At 60.8% G+C, this 24319-nt stretch carries 21 protein-coding genes; 10 read left to right on the top strand and 11 right to left on the bottom strand.

Annotation, left to right across the window (positions count from 1 at the left end; translation table 11 throughout):
* Positions 1-12: 12 nt before the first annotated feature.
* The 8 genes from SGN16_RS00285 (at position 13) to SGN16_RS00250 (ending at position 9166) form a co-directional block, all read left to right on the top strand.
* Entirely contained in the window at positions 13-780 is a 768-nt protein-coding gene (locus tag SGN16_RS00285; protein WP_210642194.1) for a TerC family protein, read from the top strand.
* A gap of 337 nt (positions 781-1117) precedes the next feature.
* Positions 1118-2776: a Na/Pi cotransporter family protein gene (locus tag SGN16_RS00280; RefSeq protein ID WP_335945022.1), complete on the top strand. Its 1659-nt coding sequence runs from the start codon at positions 1118-1120 to the stop codon at positions 2774-2776.
* A gap of 185 nt (positions 2777-2961) precedes the next feature.
* Positions 2962-4353 (top strand): insulinase family protein, encoded by a 1392-nt coding sequence (locus SGN16_RS00275; protein WP_210642192.1) that lies wholly within the window; start codon positions 2962-2964, stop codon positions 4351-4353.
* 213 nt (positions 4354-4566) lie between these two features.
* On the top strand, positions 4567-5592 hold the full coding sequence (locus SGN16_RS00270; protein WP_210642191.1) for a DUF5924 family protein: 1026 nt from the start codon (positions 4567-4569) through the stop codon (positions 5590-5592).
* 53 nt (positions 5593-5645) lie between these two features.
* A complete protein-coding gene (locus tag SGN16_RS00265; protein WP_210642190.1) occupies positions 5646-6794 on the top strand; it encodes an ABC transporter permease in 1149 nt (382 codons plus the stop codon).
* Positions 6788-7594, top strand: a complete 807-nt coding sequence (locus SGN16_RS00260; protein WP_335945021.1) for an ATP-binding cassette domain-containing protein — start codon at positions 6788-6790, stop codon at positions 7592-7594. The genes SGN16_RS00265 and SGN16_RS00260 overlap by 7 nt, the downstream gene beginning before the upstream one ends.
* A gap of 1 nt (position 7595) precedes the next feature.
* Positions 7596-8534, top strand: coding sequence for an MlaD family protein (locus SGN16_RS00255; protein WP_210642188.1), 939 nt, complete (start codon positions 7596-7598; stop codon positions 8532-8534).
* Positions 8531-9166, top strand: a complete 636-nt coding sequence (locus SGN16_RS00250) for an ABC-type transport auxiliary lipoprotein family protein (RefSeq protein ID WP_335945020.1) — start codon at positions 8531-8533, stop codon at positions 9164-9166. Before SGN16_RS00255 ends, SGN16_RS00250 begins: the two co-directional genes overlap by 4 nt.
* Before the next feature lie 25 nt (positions 9167-9191).
* Here SGN16_RS00250 and SGN16_RS00245 read toward each other — a convergent pair whose 3' ends face one another.
* The 5 genes from SGN16_RS00245 to SGN16_RS00225 all read right to left on the bottom strand — a co-directional run bounded on the left by SGN16_RS00245 (position 9192) and on the right by SGN16_RS00225 (position 13662).
* Positions 9192-10421, bottom strand: coding sequence for a nucleoside recognition domain-containing protein (locus tag SGN16_RS00245; protein WP_335945019.1), 1230 nt, complete (start codon positions 10419-10421; stop codon positions 9192-9194).
* A 205-nt stretch (positions 10422-10626) separates the two neighbouring features.
* The gene (gltP, locus tag SGN16_RS00240; RefSeq protein WP_210642185.1) at positions 10627-11958 is read right to left on the bottom strand and encodes a glutamate/aspartate:proton symporter GltP; all 1332 of its coding nucleotides are present in this window, start codon (positions 11956-11958) and stop codon (positions 10627-10629) included.
* Positions 11959-12663: 705 nt separating this feature from the next.
* Positions 12664-13128, bottom strand: coding sequence for an inhibitor of vertebrate lysozyme family protein (locus SGN16_RS00235; RefSeq protein ID WP_210642184.1), 465 nt, complete (start codon positions 13126-13128; stop codon positions 12664-12666).
* Between the two features lie 2 nt (positions 13129-13130).
* Positions 13131-13295 (bottom strand): DUF1328 domain-containing protein, encoded by a 165-nt coding sequence (locus SGN16_RS00230; protein WP_003177151.1) that lies wholly within the window; start codon positions 13293-13295, stop codon positions 13131-13133.
* Between the two features lie 79 nt (positions 13296-13374).
* Positions 13375-13662, bottom strand: coding sequence for a hypothetical protein (locus SGN16_RS00225; protein ID WP_210642183.1), 288 nt, complete (start codon positions 13660-13662; stop codon positions 13375-13377).
* A 435-nt stretch (positions 13663-14097) separates the two neighbouring features.
* Here SGN16_RS00225 and algB point away from each other — a divergent pair, with 435 nt between their 5' ends.
* Together algB and SGN16_RS00215 are read left to right on the top strand one after the other, a co-directional pair.
* On the top strand, positions 14098-15444 hold the full coding sequence (gene algB / locus SGN16_RS00220; protein WP_210642182.1) for a sigma-54-dependent response regulator transcription factor AlgB: 1347 nt from the start codon (positions 14098-14100) through the stop codon (positions 15442-15444).
* Positions 15445-15454: 10 nt separating this feature from the next.
* Positions 15455-17245 carry an ATP-binding protein gene (locus SGN16_RS00215; protein ID WP_210642181.1) on the top strand — a complete coding sequence of 597 codons (1791 nt, stop codon included), beginning with the start codon at positions 15455-15457 and terminating at the stop codon, positions 17243-17245.
* 6 nt (positions 17246-17251) lie between these two features.
* On the opposite strand, the gene SGN16_RS00210 is transcribed toward SGN16_RS00215, so the two are convergent.
* From SGN16_RS00210 to SGN16_RS00185, 6 genes are all read right to left on the bottom strand, one after another.
* Complete coding sequence (locus SGN16_RS00210) at positions 17252-18865, bottom strand: EAL domain-containing protein (protein ID WP_210645061.1); 1614 nt, start codon at positions 18863-18865, stop codon at positions 17252-17254.
* A gap of 75 nt (positions 18866-18940) precedes the next feature.
* Positions 18941-19723, bottom strand: coding sequence for an N-acetylmuramoyl-L-alanine amidase (locus tag SGN16_RS00205; RefSeq protein ID WP_210642180.1), 783 nt, complete (start codon positions 19721-19723; stop codon positions 18941-18943).
* A gap of 104 nt (positions 19724-19827) precedes the next feature.
* Positions 19828-21963 carry a diguanylate cyclase gene (locus SGN16_RS00200; RefSeq protein ID WP_335945018.1) on the bottom strand — a complete coding sequence of 712 codons (2136 nt, stop codon included), beginning with the start codon at positions 21961-21963 and terminating at the stop codon, positions 19828-19830.
* Entirely contained in the window at positions 21960-22838 is an 879-nt protein-coding gene (locus tag SGN16_RS00195) for an endonuclease/exonuclease/phosphatase family protein (protein ID WP_210642178.1), read from the bottom strand. The genes SGN16_RS00200 and SGN16_RS00195 overlap by 4 nt, the downstream gene beginning before the upstream one ends.
* Positions 22839-22853: 15 nt before the next feature.
* Positions 22854-23495, bottom strand: coding sequence for a thiol:disulfide interchange protein DsbA/DsbL (locus SGN16_RS00190; protein WP_210642177.1), 642 nt, complete (start codon positions 23493-23495; stop codon positions 22854-22856).
* 198 nt (positions 23496-23693) lie between these two features.
* Entirely contained in the window at positions 23694-24305 is a 612-nt protein-coding gene (locus SGN16_RS00185) for a c-type cytochrome (protein ID WP_210642176.1), read from the bottom strand.
* Positions 24306-24319: the final 14 nt, after the last annotated feature.

Genomic DNA, 24319 nt, shown 5'->3' with positions numbered 1-24319 from the left:
AAAGGAACTCACATGGAATGGCTGACCAACCCGGAAATCTGGGTTGCCTTCTTTACCTTGACCGCCCTGGAAATCGTCCTGGGCATCGACAACATCATCATGATCTCGATCCTGGTCAGCCGCATGCCCAAGCATATGCAGGCGCGCACCCGGATCTTCGGCCTGGCGCTGGCCATGGTCACGCGGATCCTGTTGCTGCTGTCCATCACCTGGGTCATGCGCCTGACTGCTGATTTGTTCGAAGTGTTCGGCCAGGGCATCTCCGGTCGTGACCTGATCCTGTTCTTCGGTGGCCTGTTCCTGCTGTGGAAAAGCTCCCAGGAGATGTACCACGCGCTGGAAGGCGAAGATGAAACCAACGAAGAGCCTTCGGGCAAGGGTGGTAACTTCATCTACACCATCATCCAGATCGCGATCATCGACATCGTGTTCTCCTTGGACTCGGTCATTACCGCAGTCGGCATGGTCTCCCATGTACCGGTGATGGTGGCGGCAATCATCGTGGCCGTGCTGGTGATGATGGCGGCCTCGGGCACCATCAGTGAGTTCATCGACAAGCACCCGTCGCTGAAAATGCTCGCGCTGTCGTTCCTGCTGGTGGTGGGTACCGTGCTGATCGCCGAATCGTTCGACGTGCATGTGCCAAAAGGCTACGTCTACTTCGCGATGGCGTTCTCCCTGGCGGTGGAAGCCATCAACATCAAGATGCGCACGGCGATTGCCCGCAAGCGCAAGCAGCAGGATCCGGTGAAACTGCGTAAGGATGTTCCGGGCCAGTAAGGCTGCCGGGGCAATGAATGAAGGGGCTTTCGAGCCCCTTTTTCATGCCTGCCGGAAGGTAACCGGATGCAAAACCTGTGGGAGCGAGCCTGCTCGCGATGAGGCCGCAACATTCAATATCTTCATTGGCTAACAGACCGCTATCGCGAGCAGGCTCGCTCCCACAGGGTTTCGTGGTGTCTTTGGTGAATGGTTTTTTATGACAGTTTTGTTTCAAACCCATCTTTAGCTGTGCAATGCTGGCGCTCGAACCGTTCGCCAACTACAGCTTAAGTACAACAAAGAACTATGTGGCACTGTCAATTTGTCCCTTTGGGACGCTAACAGGGGGCTCCTCATGCTGACCCTGCTCAATTTGCTCTCCGCCGTGGCCCTGCTGATCTGGGGCACGCACATCGTCCGTACCGGCATCCTGCGGGTCTATGGCTCGAACCTGCGCCACGTCATCGGCCAGAACATGTCCAGACGCTGGTTGGCGTTCGTCGCCGGCATCATGGTCACGGCCATGGTCCAGAGCAGCAACGCCACGGCCATGCTCGTCACCTCGTTCGTCGGCCAAGGCCTGATGGGGCTGACCCCCGCCCTGGCAACCATGCTCGGTGCCGATGTCGGTACCGCGCTGATGGCACGGGTGCTGACCCTGGACCTATCGTGGCTGTCACCACTGCTGATTTTCCTCGGGGTGATTTTTTTCCTGTCGCGCAAACAGACCCGCGTCGGACAAATGGGCCGAGTGGGCATCGGCCTTGGCCTGATCATCCTGGCGTTGCAGTTGATCGTCGAAGCCGCCGCGCCCATCACCCACGCCCAAGGGGTGAAAGTGATCTTCGCCTCGCTGACCGGCGACCTCCTGCTCGATGCGCTGGTCGGCGCGCTGTTTGCGATGATCTCCTATTCCAGCCTGGCTGCCGTGCTGCTGACCGCGACACTGGCCGGCGCCGCGGTGATCAGCTTGCCGGTGGCCATCGGCCTGGTGATCGGCGCCAACATCGGCAGCGGCGTCCTGGCCTTCCTCAGCACCAGCATGCAGAACGCCGCCGGGCGCCAGGTGGCGCTGGGCAGCCTGCTGTACAAGCTGATCGGCCTGTTGCTGATCATTCCGGTACTCGATCCACTGGTGGGTTGGCTCGACAGCCTGGATTTCAGCCCCCAGGAAACGGTCATCGGCTTTCACCTGCTCTACAACACCGTGCGCTGCCTGGTGCTGCTACCCAGCGTCGCGCCGATGGCCAGGCTCTGCACCTGGCTGCTGCCGGAACGTCCAGACACCAACGGCACCGCCAAGCCCCGGCACCTGGACCTCGCGGCCCTCGCTACCCCGAGCCTGGCGCTGGCGAACGCCGCCCGGGAAACCCTGCGCATCGGCGACCTGATCGAAAACATGCTCGAAGCCATGCTCGACGTGCTGCGCGGTGAGCAGACGGCGGTCACCCAGGAAGTACGGCGCATGAGCGACGACGTCGAGGCGTTGTGCAGCGCCATCAAGTTGTACATGGCGCAAATGCCCCGGGAGGACCTCAGTGAACAGGACAGCCGCCGCTGGGCGGAGATCATCGAGCTGGCAATCAACCTGAAGCTGGCCAGCGATCTGATCGAGCGCATGTTGCGCAAGGTCCAGCAACAGAAGACCTCTCAACGCCGCTCCTTTTCCGACGTCGGCCTGGAGGAATTGGCCGGGCTGCATAGCCATTTGATCGCCAACCTTCGGCTGGGACTGTCGGTGTTTCTCAGTGCCGATCGGGAAAGTGCCCGCCAGTTGCTGCGTGAGAAACGGCGCTTTCGCGCGCAGGAACGGCGGATGGCCCATGCCCATGTCAGTCGTCTGCAGCGCAAAGTCGTGCAAAGTATCGAGACCAGTTCGTTGCACCTGGAGTTGATCGCTGACATGCGACGCCTCAATTCGCTGTTCTGCGGCAGCGCCTACGTCGTCCTGGAGACGTCCGAAATCGGCGCGCTGGCCGCCGATGAAATTTCTGACATCACCCATTCACCTTGAACGACTGGCGCATTGGTCAGTCAGTAACAAAGGCTTGGGCTTGAAGTCATTCGCGAGCCGCCCTGCTCCCACTGTCATGAAAACTGCATAGATTCGAGGTGGGAGCGCGTTTGCTCCGGGCGGCGATCCAACGGTGACGGCCTGCCCGGCACCATGGACCTCCCCTCAGCCGCCAGGAAGCCCTTATGCGTTGTCTGTTGTTCGCCTTTCTTTTGCTCGGCTCGCTGCCAGTGGTCGCTCTGGATCGATTCCAGGTCGAAGGCTATACGCTGCCCAACGGTATGCAGCTATTGCTCAAACCCGGCAGTGAACGCGGGCATGTGGCGATCCGCTTGGTGGTTGGCGTGGGCCTGGACGATTTCAACTGCGCCGACAAAGAGCTGCCGCATTTGCTCGAGCACTTGCTGTTCAGTGGTGTCGATGACAGCGGCGAAGGCGGCCTGGAAGAACGCATGCAGGCGCTAGGCGGCGAGTGGAACGCCTTTACCAGCAATGCCGACACCACGTTCGTCATCGAGGCGCCGGCCAGCAATCAACGCAAGGTCCTGGACCTGCTGCTGGCGCTGTTGACCCGCACCCGCATCGACGACAAAGCCCTGGAGGCGGCCAAACGAGTGGTCGAACGCGAAGACGGCGGCCACTACACGCACCTGCAACGCTGGCTCGACCGCCAGGACCTGAGCCACAAGGCCAGCAATCAACTGGCGGTGGAGTTGGGCTTGCGTTGTGCGGAACGGGCCGAGGTCGAACGCCTCACCCTCGCCAAGATCGAACATGTGCGCGAGGCCTGGTACGCGCCGAACAACATGACGCTGATCGTGGTCGGCGATCTTGACCGGTTGCTGCCGGCCTACCTGGAACGCACCTTTGGCGAACTCGAAGCGGTGGAACCCAGTACGCACGAACCGCTGCCGCAGATCCGCTACAGCGCGGTCACCAAGCGCAACCTCATCCGAGGCCTGGTCGGCAATGGCGCCAAGCTTCATTGGTTGTTTCCGGAGCCGGTGCTGGAACAGCAACACGATGAAACCTTCGACCTGCTCAAGGATTACCTGGACTGGGCGCTGTATCGCCAGTTGCGCCTGGCCCGCGGCCTGTCCTATGGGCCGTGGACAGAGCGGGAAGTGTTCGGTGGCGTCGGCTTCTTCAGCCTGAACGCGGACCTGGCCCGCGAGGATCTACCCCAAGCGGAACAGGCGCTCGAGGAACTGCGTAATACGCTGCTCAAGGATGGCCTCGACCCCGACAGTTTCATGCGCATCAAACGCGCGGCCATCGCGCATCAGACCTGGGCGGTTCAAGGTAACAGTGCCCTGGCCGATTACTATTGGGGTGCCCTGGGCGATTATGAAGACGGCCGCTTCGCCAACCCGGCTCTGCGCTTGCAGGGGGTGAGCCTGGAACAGGCAAACCAGGCCCTGCGCGAGCTGCTCAAGGACCCGGGTTACCTGCGCATCGAGAAACCGTTGCTCAGCGATGATGAGCTCGTGTGGGGATTGGGCGGTGCGCTGGGGTTGTTGTTGCTCGGGTTGGTAGTGTGGCAGGTGCGCCGCAGGGCCCGACCGAACGAAGAATGATCTTGTGGTGGCACTTTGTGGCAAGGGGATTTATCCCCGTTCGACTGCGAAGCAGTCGCGATCAAAGGCGGTTCGATTTCACTCAAGGGGTCTGTGGGGCTGCTTCGCAGCCCAGCGGGGATAAATCCCCTCGCCACAAGAGCACTCGTCACATCGTTGTCCTGGCGATACTCTGTCAGGGATATTTCCTACGACTTACTGTGAAACCACCGAATGCAGAAGCTGACTCTCTACATCCAGCGCCTCCTTGAATTGATGAAGCGCTATCCAGGGGTCATTGCGCTTGGAGGCTTCATTTCCGGGCTCGGCAGCTTCATGCTGGTGGACCGCCAGCAGGGCCTGGCGACCTGGATCGCCATCATGATGTTGGTGAGCTGGCTCTGGCTGATGGTCGAGAACAGCATGACCCGGCTGTTCACGCGGATTTTCAAACGGGAAATCCCCCAGCCGCTGTTGCGTTACGCCACGCAGATGATTCATCAGGAAAGCCTGTTTTTCGTCCTGCCGTTTTTCTTCATCACCACCACCTGGAACAGCAGCCAGCTGATTTTCACCGGCCTGCTCACAGCGGCGGCGCTGATCTCGATCATCGACCCTTTGTACTACAAATGGCTGGCCCCCCGGCGCTGGGCGTTCCTGGCACTGCACACGCTGACGCTGTTCGCCGCCCTGCTCACCGCACTGCCCGTCATCCTGCACCTGACCACCGACCAAAGCTTCAAGCTGGCGCTGGGCACTGCCATGCTGCTGTCGTTCCCGAGCCTGGCGTCGATCTTTCCAATCCGCACCGTGCGCAACGCCCTGGCGATTTTATGCATCACCGCAGGGATTGGCGCCGCCGGCTGGGTGCTGCGCTCCTGGGTGCCGCCCGCGACGCTGTGGATGACCGAAGTGGCGATCAGCACCCAACTGGAGGACCGCACGCCGGGCGCCAGCCTCAAGGAAGTCAGCGCCGCGCAGATTCGCAGCAACGGCCTGTACGCCTACACCGCCATCAACGCGCCACGGGGGCTCGATGAGCGGATCTACCATGTCTGGCAGTTCAACGGCAAAGAAGTCGACCGCATCGCCCTGGACATCCATGGCGGACGCAAGGAAGGCTATCGCGCCTGGACTCACAAACAGAATTTCCCGGACGACCCGACAGGCAAATGGCAGGTACGGGTGCTGACGGAAAACGGCCAGATGATCGGGGTGCTGCGTTTCAATGTGAGCGCCGCTGCGGCCCAAGCAAAATGATTGCGGTCGTGGTATTAGGTAGCGCTGGTTGAAACCCAACGAGCATGGAGCTTATGACCCCTAGCCCCCACACTGGCACTGCCCGACTGGATACGTCCGACTCTGCGGCGAAGCTGTTGGTCAGCGGCGACTGGACCCTGGCCCATTACACGCAACTCAAGCGCTTGAGCGACTCGTTGCGCGGTCAGTACGATGAGAACACCCAGATCGACCTCAACGGTCTCGGCGCCCTCGACACCGCTGGGGCCTCGTTGCTGGTGGAACTGCTGGGCTCCGAACGGCTGGGCAAGACCACTGAGCACCCCGATTGCAGTCTGCCGGCCGCCGAGCGAGCGCTGTTGCAGACCGTCTATTGCTCGTTGACGGACTTCTGCGTACCGGACAAAGAGCCGAGCGTCAGCGTCGTGACTCAGTTGCTCACGCGCATTGGTCGCGCCGTGGAGAAGGTCTGGCAGGACACCCTGCAACTGTTGGGCTTTGTCGGCTTGATCCTGGAAACCCTGGGCCGCGGCCTGTTCCACCCCAGGCGTTGGCGCATTACCCCGATGGTCGTTCACATCGAACAGACCGGCCTGGATGCGGCGCCCATCGTCGCCTTGCTGACGTTCCTGGTGGGTGCGGTAGTGGCGTTCCTAGGGGCGACGGTACTGGCCGATTTCGGCGCCAGTATCTTCACCGTGGACCTGGTGGCGTTCTCGTTTTTGCGCGAATTCGGCGTGTTGCTGACGGCGATTCTCATGGCGGGCCGCACCGCCAGCGCGTTCACCGCGCAAATCGGCTCGATGAAGGCCAACGAAGAAATCGACGCGATCCGCACCCTTGGCCTCGATCCCGTCGAGTTGCTGGTGGTGCCGCGGGTGCTGGCGTTGCTGGTGGCCCTGCCGATGCTGACCTTTGTGGCGATGCTCTCGGGCATTGTCGGTGGCGGTGTCGTGTGCGCCTTGTCGCTGGGTATTTCCCCGGCCATGTTCCTGACGCTGTTGCAGTCGGACATCGGCGTGCAGCATTTCGTGGTGGGGATGGTCAAGGCGCCGATCTTTGCCTTTCTGATCGCCGCCGTGGGTTGCCTGGAAGGCTTCAAGGTCAGTGGCAGCGCCGAGTCGGTCGGGGCTCACACCACCTCCAGTGTGGTGCAGTCGATTTTCGTGGTGATCGTGCTCGATGCCGTGGCCGCGCTGTTCTTCATGGAGATGAAATGGTGAGCCGACCCTCAAGGCCGCCCACCGAGGCGGTGATTCAAGTGCGCGGTTTGTGCAATCGCTTTGGCCGCCAGAGCGTGCATGAAAACCTCGACCTGGACGTGTACAAGGGCGAGATTCTCGCCGTGGTCGGCGGCTCCGGCAGCGGCAAATCAGTGCTGTTGCGCAGCATCGTCGGCTTGCGCCGGCCCAGCGAAGGGTCAGTGCGGGTGTTCGGCCAGGACTTGCCAAGCCTGCCGCCGGCGCAACGCTCGCGGGTGGAGCGGCGCTTTGGCGTGTTGTTCCAGAAAGGCGCGCTGTTTTCGTCCCTGACCGTGACAGAAAATGTCGCCCTGCCGCTGATCGAACACGCCGGGCTCAGCCGAGCCGATGCCGAGCATCTGGCCGCAGTCAAACTGGCGCTGGCCGGGCTGCCGCTATCGGCCGCCGACAAATACCCCGCCTCGCTGTCCGGCGGCATGATCAAGCGTGCAGCCTTGGCCCGGGCGCTGGCCCTGGACCCGGACATTCTGTTTCTCGATGAACCCACCGCCGGTCTCGACCCCATCGGCGCGGCAGCGTTCGACCAATTGATCCTGACGTTGCGCGATGCCCTGGGCTTGAGCGTGTTCCTGGTCACCCATGACCTGGACACCCTCTACACCATTACCGATCGGGTGGCGGTACTGGCCCAGAAAAAAGTATTGGTGGCCGATGTCATCGATAAGGTGTCGGAAACCGACGATGCCTGGATTCACCAATACTTCCATGGCCCACGCGGTCGCGCGGCGTTATCGGCCGCTACACAATTGAACGAGGTCTGACATGGAAACCCGAGCCCATCATGTATTGATCGGCCTGTTCACCGTAATCGTGGTGGTCGGCGCCCTGCTGTTTGGCCTGTGGCTGGCCAAGTCCAGCGTGGACAGCGAATTCAAGTATTACGAAGTGGTGTTCAACGAGGCGGTCAGTGGGCTGTCCAGGGGCAGTTCGGTGGAGTACAGCGGCATCAAGGTCGGGGATGTGGTCAATCTGCGCCTGGACCCGAACGACCCGCGCCGGGTGCTGGCGCGGGTGCGCTTGAGCGGTGAAACACCGATCAAGCAGGACACCCAGGCCAAGTTGGCCCTGACCGGCATCACCGGCACCTCGATTATCCAGCTCAGCGGTGGCACCCCCCAGAGCCCGCCGCTGACCGGGCACGATGGTGAGCCGCCGGTGATTGTCGCCGCGCCCTCGCCTATCGCCCGCCTGCTGAACAACAGCGATGACTTGATGACCAGCATCAACCTGCTGCTGCACAACGCCAATGAAGTGTTTTCCTCGGACAACGTCCAGCGCCTGGGCAAGACCCTCGAACACCTGGAACAGACCACCGGGGTCATTGCCGAGCAGCGCGGCGACATTCGCCAGGCCATGCAGCAACTGGCGGCCATCGGCAAACAGGCCAGCGCCACGTTGGAACAGACCACCGCGCTGATGCGCAACGCCAATGGTTTGCTCAACGACCAGGGCAAACAGGCGTTCGGCAGCGCCGGCCTGGCTATGCAGTCCCTGGCTCGCAGTACCGCGACCCTGGACAAACTGTTGAACGACAACCGCGACTCGTTGAATAACGGCATGCAGGGCCTCAATGCCCTGGCGCCAGCCGTGCGTGAGCTGCGCGAAACCCTGAGCGCCCTGCGGGGGATCTCCCGACGCCTGGATGCCAACCCCAGCGGCTATTTGCTGGGCAATGACAAGAACAAGGAGTTCACGCCATGAAGCCGTGCAACCGGTTTATCCGCCCTATCCTCTTGCTGGCAGGATTGCTCCTGGTGGGCGGTTGCTCGATTTTGCCCAAGGCTGAGCCTTCGGATGTGTACCGCTTGCCCGTCACCCAGGCCCCGGCATCTGCGGGCACGGCAGTGAGCTGGTCGCTGCGCCTGGCCAGCCCCCAGGCCAGCGAGGTGCTCAACAGCCCGAACATCGCGGTCATTCCCCACGGCAACCTGCTCAGCAGCTACGCCGCCTCGCGCTGGAGCGATCCGGCGCCGGTGCTGTTGCGTAACCGCTTGCTCGATGGCTTCGCCCAGGATCGACGCGTCGGGTTGTTGAGTGTCACCGACAGCAATTTGCAGGCGGACCTGGAGCTGGGCGGCCAACTACAGGCCTTCCAGACCGAGTACCAAGGTAGCGCGGCCAGCGTGGTGATCCGCCTGGATGCGCTGCTGGTGCGCGGCTTCGACCAACGCATCCTGGCCAGTCGCCGCTTTGAAGTACGCCAGCCGCTGAACGACGTGAAAGTGCCGGCGGTGGTGGAAGGTTTTGGCCACGCCAGTGATCGGCTGACGGCTGAGGTAGTGAACTGGACCCTGGAGCAAGGCCAGCGCTTCGCTACGCCCCCACCCCTCTGACGGCTTCTGGGGGTGGAACTCTGGTTCAGCCAAAGAACCAGTAGCACACCCCGATCGCCGCCACGACTCCGGAGAATTCGGCCAGCAGCGCACAGCCCACCGCATGCCGCGCCCGCTGGATGCCCACCGCACCGAAATACACCGCCAACACATAGAACGTGGTTTCGGTGCTGCCCTGGATGGTCGCTGCCACCAACGCCGGGAAACTGTCCACGCCAGAGGTCTTCATGGTCTCGATCAACATCGCCCGGGCGGCGCTGCCGGAGAATGGCTTGACCATGGCGGTCGGCAAGGCATCGACAAAACGCGTGTCCCAACCGGCCCACTGCACCAGGTGCCGAATACCGTCGAGGCCAAAATCCAATGCCCCCGAGGCCCGCAACACCCCCACGGCGCACAACATCGCCACCAAATACGGCAGTAATGTCTTGGCCACGTCGAAACCTTCCTTGGCGCCCTCGATGAAGGCTTCATACACCTTGACCTTGCGCAGGGCGCCCACCACCAGGAACACAATGATCAAGCCGAACAGCGTCAGATTGCCGAGGATCGATGACAGCCCCGCCAGAGCCGTGGCCGAGAGCGTTGCCAGCAGGGCCATGAAGCCACCCAGCACCAACGCACCCGGGATCAGATAAGCCAGCACGACCGGGTCCCACAACCGCAGGCGCTGCATGAACGCCACCGACAGCAGCCCCATCAAGGTCGAGGCGCTGGTGGCAAGCAGGATCGGCAGGAACACCAGGGTCGGGTCCGGCGCGCCTTGCTGCGCGCGGTACATGAAGATCGTCACCGGCAGCAGCGTCAGCGACGAAGCGTTGAGCACCAGAAACAGAATTTGCGCATTGCTGGCGATGGTCGTGCTGGGATTGAGGTCCTGCAGGGCACGCATGGCCTTCAGGCCGATGGGCGTAGCGGCGTTATCCAGCCCTAGGCCGTTGGCGGCGAAGTTGAGGGTGATCAGGCCAATTGCCGGATGGCCGGCCGGGACTTCCGGCATCAGGCGCAAGAACAGCGGGCCGAGTGCCTTGGCCAGCCAATCGACGATGCCAGCCTTTTCGGCGATGCGCAGGAAGCCCAGCCACAGGGTCAAGGTGCCGAACAACAGGACCATCACCTCCACCGACAGCTTGGCCATGGCGAAAATGCTTTCCACCATGGTCGCGAAGATCCCGGCGTTGCCGCCGATCAACCACTGCGCCAGCGCCGACACGGCTGCCACGATAAAGAAGCCAAGCCACAGGCCATTGAGCATCGGTTAAATCCCCCGGAAGATGCGGCGAATGATAGCGGGGCTGGCAGAAACGACAAACCCCGGATTTCTCCGGGGTTCGCTAGTCACTGCACAGGTGATGAATGTGGGAGCGAGCTTGCTCGCGATGGCGTCGGATCAATCAGCATTGATGTTGGCTGACATATCGCAATCGCGAGCAAGCTCGCTCCCACAGGGGTCATGTGTGTCAGCGGCTGGAAACTTCCCCCGCCGGCAGCGGTTCTTTGCTGCGCCAGTGCGGCAGGGAGTTCCAGTAGCGCTGGCCCTTGGCATCGTCGTACATGCCTTCCCAGCGGGAGATGACCAGCACGGCCAAGGCGTTACCGATCACGTTCAGCGCGGTACGGGCCATGTCCATGATGCGGTCGACACCGGCGATGAAGGCCAGGCCTTCCAGCGGAATACCCACACTGCCCAGGGTGGCCAGCAACACCACGAAGGATACGCCCGGCACACCGGCGATGCCTTTGGAGGTGACCATCAGGGTCAGCACCAGCAGCAATTGCTGGCTGATGGACAGGTCGATGCCGTACAGCTGGGCGATGAAAATCGCCGCGATGCTCTGGTACAGGGTTGAGCCATCAAGGTTGAACGAGTAACCGGTGGGCACTACGAAACTGCAAATGGCTTTTGGTGCGCCGTAGGCTTCCATCTTCTCGATCACGCGCGGCAGCACGGTTTCGGAGCTGGCGGTGGAGTAGGCCAGCACCAGCTCGTCCTTGAAGATGCGCATCAGCTTGAGCACCGAGAAGCCAAACAGCCGCGCGATCAGGCCCAGCACCACAAAGGCGAAGAAGGCGATGGCGACGTAAACCAGGATCACCAGTTTTGCCAGCGGCAGCAGCGACGCGAAACCGAAGTTGGCGACCGTCACCGCGATCAGCGCGAACACGCCAATCGGGGCGTATTGCATGATCATGTGGGTGACCTTGAACATGCTTTCCGACACGCCCTGGAACATTTTCACCAGCGGTTCGCGCAGGTCCGATTGCAGGCTGGACAGACCGAGGCCAAACAGCACGGAGAAGAAAATGATCGGCAGCATCTCGCCACGGGCGACCGCTGCAAAGATGTTGGACGGGATCAGGTTCAGGATGGTCTGGACGAAGGCGTGTTCATGCTGGACTTCAGCGGCGGTGGCCTGGTACTTGGAAATATCCACGGTGCCCAGGGTGCTCATGTCGATGCCGCTGCCCGGCTGGAAGAAGTTGGCCAGCAACAGGCCGACGACGATGGCGATGGTGGTGACGATTTCGAAGTAAAGGATGGTCTTGAGACCGATACGCCCCAGCTTCTTGGCGTCACCGACCCCGGCAATGCCGACGATCAGCGAAGAAATCACGATCGGGATCACGATCATCTTGATCAGACGGATAAAGATATCGCCCGCCGGTTGCAGCACGTTGCTGATCCACCAGGCCTTCTCGGCACTGAAATGGTTGAGCAGCGCGCCCAATGCAATCCCGAGCACCAGACCGATGAGGATCTGCCAGGCGAGGCTTAGTTTTGCCTTCTTCATATCGTTACCCTTACTTCAGTTGGACTCGGACAGAGGCACGAACCGAAACGCCAACGACGCTGCGAAATCGCACCTCTGCCCCCGTATAAGGTCACCCCGAGCACGCGCTTGCGGCTTACTGGCAGGCGAAAAAAGGCGCAACTATTGCGATGCGAGGGAAGCCCGTCTAATGCCGTAAACGCCTACCCCATGCCGAATCGGCATGAGATTTTGAAAAACAAATGCACGTCACAGCCGGTTCGAATACGACATTTCGGCAGGCATAAGTGCCGTGAACCGGCCATTTCAGCGTAGCCGGGCTTGCTCTCACAAGCAGGTGCAAGCGATGCAACGGCGGCGATTCGAATCGCGACCCACGAGGAAATTCGTGTGGGCATTCTCCGATATACGGTCAGGCAAGGGGGGATAAGTTATGCAAAGGAGACAAAATGCCGCATCCATGGGCCTGCCCACCGCGCCAAATCAACAAGCCGCTCTGGCATAGGCCTTTCGGGCATAAGCGCTGCGCAAGTTCGCCAAGCCTTGACGACTTTGCGAACCTGCGTCGCAGCTTTTACCTGACCCGGCCCTTTCGCAGGCACTCCTTGTGCCCGTAGGTCACTCCGACCCTCAATGGTCAGAACGTCCCGGCCCCCTGGTCATGCATCGGCCCTCCTCGGGCGGTGCAGAAGAGAAAAACAGGGCTGCTTTTCTCATTTTCAAAACTCAATACCAGTTGGGATCTTTCTTGAGTTGTTCCATTAACAGTTTCTGCATACCTTCATCGGGATTGCCGAGGAAACGGTAGTCAGCGTGACGGGTCGGCGACTTGTCGGCGGGTAGCCCGGCGGGGACCTCGACCAACATGGCGTAGGCCTCGTCCTTATCGAAACTGAAGGCGACGATCAGGCGTTTGCTGCGGCACGTAGCCTGGGTTTCGCACAGCGGACCGACCAGATACTTGTCGCCATCTTCCTCGACGGCGTTCATCTGCTCAGCATCGCCAGACAGGTTCATCACCCACTCCGGCAGGCGCTCTGCTTTTTTGACAACGTGCTGCCACGTTTCGCGGTACTGCGGGTCTGCTTCAAGCAATTCATTGGCCCGCATCTGTCCATCATTGGCAGCCATTGCCATGGCACTGCCGCCCAACAGCAGGGCGGCGGCCAGTCCCTTGAAGGAAGCGCTCATGGTCAGCCTCGACCGCGACGACCAAAGAAGAAGGAAGCGATGAACATCACCAGGAATACGACAAAGAGAATCTTGGCGATGCCCGTGGCGGTGCCTGCGATACCACCAAAACCCAGTACTGCGGCGATGATGGCAATGATCAGGAAAGTAATTGCCCAGCTCAACATGGTGATTCTCCTTACGCTTTTCTATTTAGTTAGGGTCTGACGGCGATGGTTCCGGCGCGGTGGACGACCGGTCCATCAGTTAAAACACCCAGCGCTCCTGGCGAGGTAGTTCGGCGGCAGGCTGTGCCTGGTCGACGTCCATCATTCGCATGGAAGCGGAAACTTCCGAGAGGCTGCCAACGGCGCTGAAATGGGTTTGAGGGGCGCGCTGAATGGAAACCAGCGGCGCCTCCGGTTGTTGGCTCTGCTGCCAGAACAGCCATTGCTGGCCTGCCACTAGGGTGATCAGCAGGGCTACAACACCCCACAGAATCTGCTGAACGTGCAGGGAAGAGATTCGAAACTGGGCGGCACTTTGACGATTCATCCTGAAATTCCTCCCCACCCGAGTGGTGATCTGGTTGAGGCGCCCTTAGCGCCACGCTTGATCGGACCATTGCAGTCGGCGTGCCAGAATTTTGTCAAAAAAAATCCATTTAAAATCAAATAGTTATATCTGGTACGCAAAACATCCAGGGCGCATCCTGCACGATGCCGCCACAGAGAGTCGTGCGTATTGCACGAACGAAGCGAAGGGGGGGTTAGATTCTTTTTGAATTGCCCGTCGAAAACAGATGTCGGAATGAGCAAGCCGAACCGTCCGAGACGGATGTCAGACAAAAAAAGGAACCCAAATCAATCTTTTAGGAGTCAGACGTCCACAGGGCCACTCTCGGTGGGTAATATCCCCTCAGAAACGACCATGCAACTTGCCCGATTTTTCTGACACTAACCAACATCATTCATTAAGGAGCGTAGGAAAATGGAATCCGCCACTGAGCATCAAGGCCGCATTCTGCTGGTAGACGATGAGTCCGCCATCCTGCGTACGTTCCGTTACTGCCTGGAAGACGAAGGCTATACCGTCGCGACCGCCAACAGCGCCGCCCAGGCCGACACCCTGTTGCAGCGCCAGGTGTTCGACCTGTGCTTTCTCGACCTGCGCCTGGGCGAGGACAACGGCCTCGACGTCCTGGCGCAAATGCGTATTCAGGCGCCCTGGATGCGAGTGGTGATTGTCACCGCCCACTCGGCGGTCGACACCGCCGTCGACGCGATCCAGGCCGGTGCCGCCGATTATCTGGTCAAGCCGTGCAGCCCGGATCAATTACGGCTGGCCACCGCCAAGCAACTGGAAGTGCGCCAATTATCGGCAAGGCTCGAAGCCCTCGAAGGGGAAGTGCGCAAACCCAAGGACGGCCTCGATTCCCACAGTCCGGCGATGAAAGTCGTTCTGGAAACAGCCCGCCAGGTCGCCAACACCGACGCCAACATCCTGATTCTTGGCGAGTCCGGCACGGGTAAGGGTGAGTTGGCCCGGGCGATCCACGGCTGGAGCAAGCGTGCGAAGAAGTCCTGCGTGACCATCAACTGCCCGTCGCTGACCACTGAGTTGATGGAAAGCGAATTGTTCGGTCACAGCCGCGGCGCGTTCACCGGCGCCAGCGAGAGCACCTTGGGACGCGTCAACCAGGCTGACGGCGGGACGCTGTTTCTCGACGAGATCGGCGATTTTCCCCTGACATTGCAACCCAAGTTGCTGCGATTCATCCAAGATAAAGAATATGAACGGGTAGGGGACCCGGTGACACGCCGCGCCGACGTACGGATTCTCGCCGCGACCAACCTCAACCTCGAAGACATGGTGCGCGACGGGCGCTTTCGCGAAGACCTGCTGTATCGCCTGAACGTCATTACCCTGCATCTACCACCGCTGCGTGAGCGTGCCGAAGACATCCTGACCCTGGCCGACCGCTTCCTGGCGCGCTTCGTCAAGGAATACGCGCGCCCGGCCCGGGGCTTCAGCGACGAGGCGCGCGAAGCGCTGCTAAGCTATCGATGGCCAGGCAATATCCGGGAACTGCGTAACGTGGTCGAGCGCGCCAGCATTATCTGCCCACAGGAAAAAGTCGAGATCAGTCACTTGGGCATGGCCGAGCAACCGGTCAACAATGCGCCACGAATCGGCGCCGCGCTGAGTCTCGACGAATTGGAGAAGGCTCACATCGGCGCAGTACTGGCCACCGCCGACACCCTCGACCAGGCGGCCAAGACCCTGGGGATCGATGCTTCCACGCTGTATCGCAAACGCAAGCAGTACAACCTGTGAGCGATACCTTATGAAGCTGGCGATGAAGCTGCGCACCCGACTGTTTCTGAGCATCTCGGCCCTGATTACCGTGGCATTGCTGGGACTGGTGCTCGGCCTGGTCAGCGTGATGCAAATGGCCAACACCCAGGAACAATCGGTACGCGACAACTTCATCTTGCTGGACCTGGGCCTCAAGCTGCGCCAGACACTGGGCGACCAGTTGATGATCATGCTCGACGACAAACCCGATCTGGCTGCGCTGGAAGCGTCCAAGCGGCAATATTTCGGTTTACTCGAAGAGGGCATCGCCCATGAACAGGGGCTGGCCAGCTCGATCGACAACTTCACCAAGGCCAAAGCCGACTACATCCGTTTTCTTGAAGCCTTTACCGCGTCTCGCCAACAACCGGCCCAAATTACCGCCATCCAGGACCTCACCGAAAAATTCAATGTGCTGCGCAGTGGCTTGATCGAGGGATATCGGCAAGCCTTGAACAACATCAGCGAAACCCAGAACCGCGCCCGCGAACGTGCGCTGTTGATTTCCGGACTGCTGGGGCTGGTGGGGTTGGCGGTGCTGATCATCGGTTTTATCACGGCCCACGGTATCGCCCGGCGTTTCGGGGCGCCGATCGAGGCGCTGGCGGCAGCAGCGGATGACATCGGCCAGGGCAATTTCGAGGTGACGTTGCCCATTTCTTCCGCCGCCGAGTTGAATCTTCTGACACGTCGCTTCGGAATCATGGCCCAGGCGTTGCGCGAACATCAGGCCACCAACGTCGATGAACTGCTCGCCGGCCAACAACGTTTGCAAGCCGTACTGGACAGCATTGACGACGGCCTGCTTATGATCGACCGCCAGGGCCGGCTGGAGCACCTCAACCCCGTGGCCCAGCGTCAACTGGGCTGGGATGAGGAACGCCTGGGCCTGGGCTTGGGCGAGGCGCTGGGACGCCTTGAACTGGATGAAGAGCTGCACGTGGTCCTGCGCGGCGGAACCCAGGAGCGGGCGCCAGACGACCTGAGCATCGAGGTAGACGGTGAGTCGCGGGTGCTGACTTACAGCCTCACACCGGTCAGCCATACCCAGGGTCACATCCTCGGAGCGGTGATGGTGCTGCACGATGTCACCGAACAGCGCGCTTTTGAGCGGGTGCGCAGTGAATTCGTGTTGCGCGCTTCCCACGAACTGCGCACCCCCGTCACCGGCATGCACATGGCATTCGGCCTGTTGCAGGAGCGTGTGCATTTCGCTGAAGACTCCCGCGAGGCCGACCTGCTCAACACCGTCAATGAAGAAATGCAGCGGCTGATGCAACTCATCAATGACTTGCTGAACTTCTCTCGCTACCAGAATGGTCTGCAAAAGCTGACCCTGGGACCTTGTTCCATCGAAGATTTACTCGAAGCGGCCCGATTGCGGTTCGCCGCGCAGGCCGAGGCCAAGGGCATCGAATTGCTCGTGGCGATCCAGGGCCCGCTGCCACACCTGCATGCCGACGCTGCGCAATTGGATCGGGTGCTGGATAACCTGATCGACAATGCCTTGCGTCACACTGGCAACAACGGCCAGATCCGCCTGCAGGCCCGGCGCCACGGCGAGCGAGTGATCATCAGCGTCGAAGACAACGGTGAAGGCATTGCCTACAGTCAGCAGGGACGGATCTTCGAACCTTTCGTCCAGGTCGGACGCAAGAAGGGCGGTGCTGGCCTTGGCCTGGCGTTGTGCAAGGAGATCGTCCAGCTCCATGGCGGGCGCATGGGTGTCTATTCAAGGCCGGGGCAGGGCACACAGTTCTACATGGCGCTGGCGGTCTGAGGAGGCTCAGGCTTCATCGTCCAGGCGTCGGCTGAGCAGGCGCCGACCGCGGGTAATCAGTTCGATGAGCTGCACCGCACTGAGTGCATGGGCAAACAGCCAGCCCTGACCGAACTTCACGCCTTCGCTACTCAAATAGGAGGCTTGGGCTTCATGCTCGATACCTTCGGCGATCACCTTGAGCTCCAGCGCGTGAGCCATGCGAATGATGTGCGGGGCCACACCGCTGCTGGCGGCATCATGGCCCAAGGCATCAATGAACGCCTTGTCGATTTTCAGGCAATCCACCGGCAGGGTCTGCAGGTAGGCCAGGCTGCAATAACCGGTGCCGAAATCGTCGATCAACACCTGATGCCCGACGTCGCGCAACGACTGTAGGTTATCCCGGGCAACCAATACATCGATCAGTCCGCGCTCGGTCACTTCGAAGGCAATCTGCCGGGCGGATACCCGATGCAGCGCCAGCAGGCGGGCAATCACTTCGCCGATACGCGGCACCATCACATCGCACGCCGCCAGATTTACTGAGATGTACAGTTGCGGATTAGCCCGCAACAGCTGGCCCAATTGATCAAACAGCCGCTGCAGCACGAAATCGGTGATCTGGCGGATCTGCCCGGTGTTTTCCGCCATCGGGATAAACAAATCCGGACTGGTCAGGGTGCCGTCCGGTCGTCGCCAGCGCAGCAAGGCTTCGGCACCCACGCAGTTGCGGCTGCTCAGGTCGAAAATCGGCTGGTACAGCACCTGCAACTCACCACGCCGGATGGCTCCGTGCAATTCGGCATCCATGGATTGACGCTGGCGTGCCAGCAGAAACACCTGGAACCCGATACCCACGCCCAGCATCAGACTGATGGGCAGCATCCACCAGGCATTGGCTGGAACCTGAAAACCGTTGCGCTGAGCGATCAGCACTAACTGATATTCCGGACTGTCGGTCGGCATCCGATAGATCAAGCGGTTCTGCGTCACTTGCAAGGCATTGTGGCTTTTTGGCGGCCAGGGCTCGGTTGGCGGCCAGTATTGGTCAGTCCCGAGCACCGGAATGGCCCGCTCGCCGTGATCCAGGACGACCAGCAGGCTGCTGCCCGGTGGCAAATCGACCACATCGGTCAAATGCCCGCGAGACGTAGCCACCCGAAAGTTGCCGCGCCCCAGCATCAATGCCGCGCGGTCTTCATCGGGTTCTGTGGTGGTGTTGAGCCAGTAATTGTAGGTCGGCCCGCGGATGTCGGGCGGGCGGGTCACCGACAACCCGCTCTGGCGTGGACGGTTGGAACAGACGCCGCTGCCATCGATATACACCGCCTCGTAGACGAAACGGTAGTTGAAGCTGACCTGACGCAATGTCGCGATCATGTCATCGTCACATCCGCGCAACGGCTGGTTTTGCAGATCATCGAGACTTTCGCGCAGTTGGCCGAAAAGCTGCTCCAAGCGTTGCAGAAAGCGCTCGCCCTGGGCATTCATCTGATCGCTTTCACGCTGCTGGATCTGCTGCATCACCACAGCCAGACTCCCCGCCAGCAACAGCACCGTACTCAAGGCAGCCGCCATCATCGCCAGGAAAAGAGGGCGATGGAGCCAGCTCTGCAGGGTTTCGCGGGCAGCCGTCATCATGGGCAATCCGAAAGTTACCAATGAGTTATAGCTTCTGATTTGGATTTAGCGCTGCTAGTCAGACGGGCGTCATTATTTTGTCTGGTTGAGCACCTGCAGAATCGCCGCGCTTTGCGCATCCGGTGTGCCATCGAACCGCGTCGGCCGGTAGTGCAGCTGGAAGGCGGCCAGCACATGGTGGGTGGCCACGTCCCATTCGCCCGTCTGGGGCGTCGGGTAGCCGAGGCGGGCCAGCTCGGCCTGGAACCAGCTGGCGCTCGGTAACTGCGCGGCGGCGAATATCGCTTGCTGGCGGGCCACGGCCTGTTCGTCTGGCCAGAAGCCCAGGCCCGCTTCGGCCAGGCGCTTCCAAGGGAACAACGGCCCCGGATCGAGCTTGCGCAAAGGCGCGATATCGCTGTGCCCGATGATGTTGCGCGGGCTGATCGCGTTACGCTGGATGATGTCCTTGAGCAATACGATCAGGGCTTGGACCTGGGCTTCGCTGTAGGGATACCAAAGGCGCCCTGTGGGCGTGTCGATGAAGCCTGGATTGACGATCTCAATGCCGATGGAGCTGGAGTTGAGCCAGGTCCGACCTTGCCATTCGCTCTCCCCGGCGTGCCAGGCGCGACGGTTTTCATCCACCAGCTTATAGATGGTCGCGGGTTTATCGTCGCCAATCAGGTAATGGGCGCTGACTTCACCATGAGTCAGCAGCGCCAGGGATCGCTCGAGGGAGGCCGAAGTGTAATGCACCACCACGAATTGGATTCGGCTGTCCTGATTGACAGAAGGGTGACGGGTATCTAACCGGGGGCCGCTGGTGCAACCGGCCAGAACCAGTAAGGAGACAATGAGCGAAAACAATTTCATGGCGGAATGCATTACGCGCTGGAAGTAATGCAACAGTGTAACGTATCGCCTCGCGAATGATCGGGCTCACGCACCGATATTAAACAAAATGGAACAATTGGGTTTCAGCCCAGCTCCACGCGATTGCGTCCGGAGTTTTTCGCCCGATATAGCGCCTGGTCGGCTCTTTTGATGACAAGATCGCTGCGTTCTCCGGGTTTGAATGCCGTCATGCCTATGGACACCGTGACCGTCACCGGCTCACCTTTGAAGTGGAACGGACAGACTTCGATGGCAGCGCGCAAGGCCTCTGCCAACTTGGCGCCCGCGGCCAGGGAGGTGTCGGGCACCAACAGGACAAACTCCTCGCCGCCAAAGCGGGCAATGAAGTCACCACCGCGCAGGCGTCTACGCAGTACCGAGGCGATGAGCTTCAATACTCGGTCACCAGCCAAATGGCCGTAGTTATCGTTGATTCGCTTGAAATGATCGAGGTCGAGCATAGCCAGTAACAGGCTATTACCGCGCTGCTGCCACTGGGAAACCTCATGATCGAGGCGCTCGGACCAGGCGGCACGGTTAGGTAACCCGGTGAGCGGATCGACGAGCGCTTTTTGCCGCTGCTCTTCGAGATTATCGCGCACGACCTGGGCATCCTGCTCCATCAACGCGACACGCTCGGCGAGGCTTTTCAGACGCGCCGAGACTTCCTGCTCGCGCAGATCGCGCTGCTTCTGGTGCAGGTCCATTGTGCCGAGCAGGCCTTCCAGGTGGTTTTCCAGCACTTGCTTGAGACCTTCCAGGTCATCGGCTTGCTGGACGCTGCTTTGCAGGCCATCAACCTGTTCACGAATCTGGGTGTCCATTTCCCTGGAGGCCGACTGATTATCGGCATGGTCTTCACTGGCGGCCCGCAGGCTGTTCTGGAATGACTCAAGCCGATCGTTGAGCCGCTGCAGGTAAGCCTCGAACTCATGTTGACCGCTGTCAGTGATTGCCAGCATGAGTACCGCCAGATCATCGAGGATCGGCAGCAACTCATACCAGTTCAAGCCATTTTGCAGGCGCTCACGCATGGCCTCGGCTTGGGGTCTATGACGCTCGGGCAGGGTCAGGTCGCCCAACAGCCCCAGCAGCGTGTCTTCGATATGCCTGGCCACCGAGCTGTAGGAGGGCTCCGGCGAGTCGGGCAGGGCGTAGTGGGCTTCATCCGGGTCGGTGGTGACCGGATCGACAGTAACCAGGGCCTCGGTCGGGTCAGTTGGTTCTGCTGGCTCATCTGCCTCGACAGCAGGGAGCGGTGCTTCGGACAGCGTCTTCGCCGGCTCTTTTGATTGCAATTCGTCGGGATTTTCGAGCGTGGGCTCCGGTTTCGTAAGCTCATCGGCGATCACTGCCGGCTCGGCGGCTTCACTCAGTTCGATGACGGAGGGAGGCGCTTGGGATACCAGTGTCGGCGCGGGCGCCGGATCGGGTGCGACCATCGGCACCAGGACGGCATCTGGGTCAGGCGCTGTCTCCAATGCCTGGGGCTGGGGCTGGGCCTGGGCTTGCTCCCGATCCCGCTCAGGCACTTGCTCCGGTGCCGGTGCCGGTGCCGGTGCCGGTGCCGGTGCCGGTGCGACAGATGCTGCTTCAATTGCCACCGCTGTGGGAGCCGGCAAGATCGTTTCTGACACAGGCGCCGCGCTACCCTGACCCTGAGCCGGATCGGGCGACTGCGGCGCTTCTTCGTGGCCATGTCCGCCGAACAATCGTTGCAGCAAGCCTGGACGATGCGCTTCGGCAGGTGCATCCAGCGCACTCAACGCTTTGCCCTGCAAGCTGCTCAGCTCGCTGAGCAGCAGTGGAATCTCCCGGGCCTGGCTGACACGGTCCTCCAACTGCTTGGAAAATTTCTTCAGCGGCCGGCTGACTTCCTTTGGCAGCGGCAGGGTTTGCAACTGGGCGACCAGGGCCGTCAAGGCGCTGCTCATCTGTTCGATCCGGGTCTCGCGGCGCTGCTCGGAATCGAGTACGGCTTTCTCCAGGCGCGGCAGCAGTGCGGCGAGGCCGGCATCCATGTCATCGGTACGCACCACCTCGCGCATCTCTTTCATGCATTGATCAACCGCCCGGTCAGTGCCCTCGGCAGCCAGGGTGCTGCGCACCAGGCCCCGACGCAGCAAGTCGAGCCGGGCATCCCAACGGCGCTCGAGCTTTTCCTGCTGTTCGATACTCTTGAGGTACTTCTCTCTCCAGCGTTCGGCTTCGTCGCTCATTCATCGGATCCGCGAGGGGCAGGACTCAGCGCGGGAAAGGCATCAGCCGTGAGCGAACCCGGCAAACGAATTTCGACCGCGACCGGCAGGTGATCGGAAATGGGCTGGGCCAGCACCTCGACGCGTTCGAGGGTCAGGGTCGGGCTCAGCAGGATATGGTCCAGGCAACGCTGGGGGCGCCAGCTGGGAAACGTCGCTTCCAGTTGCGGCGCGAGCAGACCCAGGTCACGCAGGGGCGAAGTTTGCAGCAAATCATTGGCGTGAGTGTTCATGTCGCCCATCAGTACCTGATGCTTGTAGCCGCCGATCAGCTCGCGGATGTAGGCCAACTGCATGGTCCGGGTACGCGCGCCGAGAGCCAGGTGCATCATGACCACGACCAAAGCCTCCGGCCCCTCGCCAAAACGCGCGAGGATCGCCCCGCGCCCCTTGGGCCCCGGCAGCGGATGGTCTTCGATCGCCCACGGTCGCAAGCGACTCAACACGCCATTGCTGTGTTGGCCGAGACGACCGAGGTTACGGTTGAGTTGCTGGTACCAGTAGGGAAAGGCGCCCAGTTGGGCCAGATGTTCCACCTGATTGACGTAACCTGACCGCAGGCTCCCGCCATCAGCCTCTTGCAGGGCCACCAGGTCGAAATCCTTCAGCAGGTCGCCGATTTTTTGCAGGTTATCGGCGCGTCCGGTGTGCGGCAGCAAATGTTGCCAGCCCCGGGTCAGGTAATGCCGGTAGCGCTCGGTGCTGATACCCACCTGGATATTGAAGCTGAGCAGCCGCAGGCGGTTATCGGCAGGCAAGCCCGTGGACATGACGTGGTGCTCGTTGACCCGCGGCTCATGCAGGCCAACGATGCGTTCGGTACTCCAGCGGGCCATGGCCGTGAGCCGCGCTTAGTTGGCGGCAGCCTTGGTGGCCGCTCGCTCTTTGGCGATCAGTTGGTCGGCCAGTTGCAGCGCTTGTTCGGCACCGCCGGCGGAACCGATGTCAAAGCGGTATTTACCGTTGACGATCATGGTCGGTACGCCAGTGATCTCATATTTCTTTGCCAGTTCCTTGGCCTTGTTGATCTGGCCCTTGATGGCGAAGGAGTCGAAGGTGGCTAGGAATTTATCCTTGTCCACACCCTGGGTCGCCAGGAAGTCCGCCATGTCTTCCTTGTCGGTCAGCTTCTTGTGTTCTTTCTGGATCGCGTTGAAAACGGCGGCGTGAACCTTGTGCTCGACGCCCATGGCTTCGAGGGTCAGGAACATCTGGCCGTGGGCGTCCCATGGGCCGCCGAACATGGCGGGGATGCGTACGAAGTTAACGTCCGAAGGCAGTTTCTCGACCCATGGGTTGATAACCGGCTCAAAAGCGTAGCAATGCGGGCAGCCGTACCAGAACAGTTCCACCACTTCGATCTTGCCAGGCACCGCCACCGCAACGGGGTTGGTCAATTCGACATAGGGTGCGGCGGGCTTTTCAGCCGCTTGGGCAGTCACGCCGAACAGGCTGGCGGCGACGAGCGCGGCGCTGATGATCAGATTACGCATGCTTTACTCCTGGACAATGAGGTGGCCTCGCAAGACCTGCTTCTAGGACAGATCGTGGCGGGTTCTAGTTCGCTAGTGTAACGGCAGCGGCCACAAAAAAGGGCGGCCAAAGCCACCCTTTTGATGCTCGCATCGAGAGATTAATCGAGCGTTAACGTTGCAAGGGATGTACATCCCTCGCGACGCCAGCCAAAGGCCTCAGTGCAGGCCTTGGATGTAGCTGGATACCGCCGCGATATCTTCGTCGCTCAGCTTTTTCGCAATGCTCTGCATCGGCTTGGTATCGCCGTCGTTGGTCCGGCCACCTTCTTCCTTTCTGAATTCGGTCAATTGCTTGCCTACGTACTGGGCATGCTGGCCGCCCAAGTGCGGGAAGCCGGCTGCAGCGTTGCCTTTGCCGTCAGGCGAGTGGCAACCGGTGCAGGCTGGAAGCCCCTTGTTCAGGTCGCCACCACGGAACAGTGCTTCACCACGGGCCACGAGCTTCGGATCGGCAGCGCCGACGCTGCCCTTCTGGCTGGCGAAATAAGCCGCGATGTCCGCCAGGTCCTGATCGCTCAGGTTGGTCAGCAGGCCGGTCATTTCCAGCACCGTGCGCTTATTGGACTTGATGTCGTGCAACTGCTTGTTCAGATAACGTTCGCCCTGGCCCGCCAGTTTCGGAAAGTTGGGCGCCATGCTATTGCCATCTGGGCCATGGCAGGCCCCGCATACGGCCGCTTTCGCCTGACCGGCAGCGGCATCGCCAGCGGCGTGGGCTACGCCGGATATCCCCAAGGTCAACAGCAGACTCACGATCAGTTTGTTCATCAGCTAATCCAACT

This window comes from Pseudomonas sp. G166, assembly GCF_037027455.2.
GTDB lineage: Bacteria > Pseudomonadota > Gammaproteobacteria > Pseudomonadales > Pseudomonadaceae > Aquipseudomonas.
The sequence above is the reverse complement of the archived record's forward strand: the minus strand, read 5'-3'. Positions and strand labels throughout refer to the sequence as shown.

What these genes read in the sequence shown, in the direction of transcription:
- gltP (WP_210642185.1), bottom strand. Translation starts at nt 11,958, where the DNA reads ATGAAGAAGGCAAAACTAAGCCTCGCCTGGCAGATCCTCATCGGTCTG.
- SGN16_RS00275 (WP_210642192.1), top strand. Translation starts at nt 2,962, where the DNA reads ATGCGTTGTCTGTTGTTCGCCTTTCTTTTGCTCGGCTCGCTGCCAGTG.
- SGN16_RS00265 (WP_210642190.1), top strand. Translation starts at nt 5,646, where the DNA reads ATGACCCCTAGCCCCCACACTGGCACTGCCCGACTGGATACGTCCGAC.
- SGN16_RS00245 (WP_335945019.1), bottom strand. Translation starts at nt 10,421, where the DNA reads ATGCTCAATGGCCTGTGGCTTGGCTTCTTTATCGTGGCAGCCGTGTCG.
- SGN16_RS00230 (WP_003177151.1), bottom strand. Translation starts at nt 13,295, where the DNA reads ATGTTGAGCTGGGCAATTACTTTCCTGATCATTGCCATCATCGCCGCA.
- SGN16_RS00185 (WP_210642176.1), bottom strand. Translation starts at nt 24,305, where the DNA reads ATGAACAAACTGATCGTGAGTCTGCTGTTGACCTTGGGGATATCCGGC.
- SGN16_RS00195 (WP_210642178.1), bottom strand. Translation starts at nt 22,838, where the DNA reads ATGGCCCGCTGGAGTACCGAACGCATCGTTGGCCTGCATGAGCCGCGG.
- SGN16_RS00280 (WP_335945022.1), top strand. Translation starts at nt 1,118, where the DNA reads ATGCTGACCCTGCTCAATTTGCTCTCCGCCGTGGCCCTGCTGATCTGG.
- SGN16_RS00270 (WP_210642191.1), top strand. Translation starts at nt 4,567, where the DNA reads ATGCAGAAGCTGACTCTCTACATCCAGCGCCTCCTTGAATTGATGAAG.
- SGN16_RS00210 (WP_210645061.1), bottom strand. Translation starts at nt 18,865, where the DNA reads ATGACGGCTGCCCGCGAAACCCTGCAGAGCTGGCTCCATCGCCCTCTT.
- SGN16_RS00235 (WP_210642184.1), bottom strand. Translation starts at nt 13,128, where the DNA reads ATGAGCGCTTCCTTCAAGGGACTGGCCGCCGCCCTGCTGTTGGGCGGC.
- SGN16_RS00215 (WP_210642181.1), top strand. Translation starts at nt 15,455, where the DNA reads ATGAAGCTGGCGATGAAGCTGCGCACCCGACTGTTTCTGAGCATCTCG.
- SGN16_RS00225 (WP_210642183.1), bottom strand. Translation starts at nt 13,662, where the DNA reads ATGAATCGTCAAAGTGCCGCCCAGTTTCGAATCTCTTCCCTGCACGTT.
- SGN16_RS00285 (WP_210642194.1), top strand. Translation starts at nt 13, where the DNA reads ATGGAATGGCTGACCAACCCGGAAATCTGGGTTGCCTTCTTTACCTTG.
- SGN16_RS00255 (WP_210642188.1), top strand. Translation starts at nt 7,596, where the DNA reads ATGGAAACCCGAGCCCATCATGTATTGATCGGCCTGTTCACCGTAATC.
- SGN16_RS00190 (WP_210642177.1), bottom strand. Translation starts at nt 23,495, where the DNA reads ATGCGTAATCTGATCATCAGCGCCGCGCTCGTCGCCGCCAGCCTGTTC.
- SGN16_RS00250 (WP_335945020.1), top strand. Translation starts at nt 8,531, where the DNA reads ATGAAGCCGTGCAACCGGTTTATCCGCCCTATCCTCTTGCTGGCAGGA.
- SGN16_RS00205 (WP_210642180.1), bottom strand. Translation starts at nt 19,723, where the DNA reads ATGAAATTGTTTTCGCTCATTGTCTCCTTACTGGTTCTGGCCGGTTGC.
- SGN16_RS00260 (WP_335945021.1), top strand. Translation starts at nt 6,788, where the DNA reads ATGGTGAGCCGACCCTCAAGGCCGCCCACCGAGGCGGTGATTCAAGTG.
- algB (WP_210642182.1), top strand. Translation starts at nt 14,098, where the DNA reads ATGGAATCCGCCACTGAGCATCAAGGCCGCATTCTGCTGGTAGACGAT.
- SGN16_RS00200 (WP_335945018.1), bottom strand. Translation starts at nt 21,963, where the DNA reads ATGAGCGACGAAGCCGAACGCTGGAGAGAGAAGTACCTCAAGAGTATC.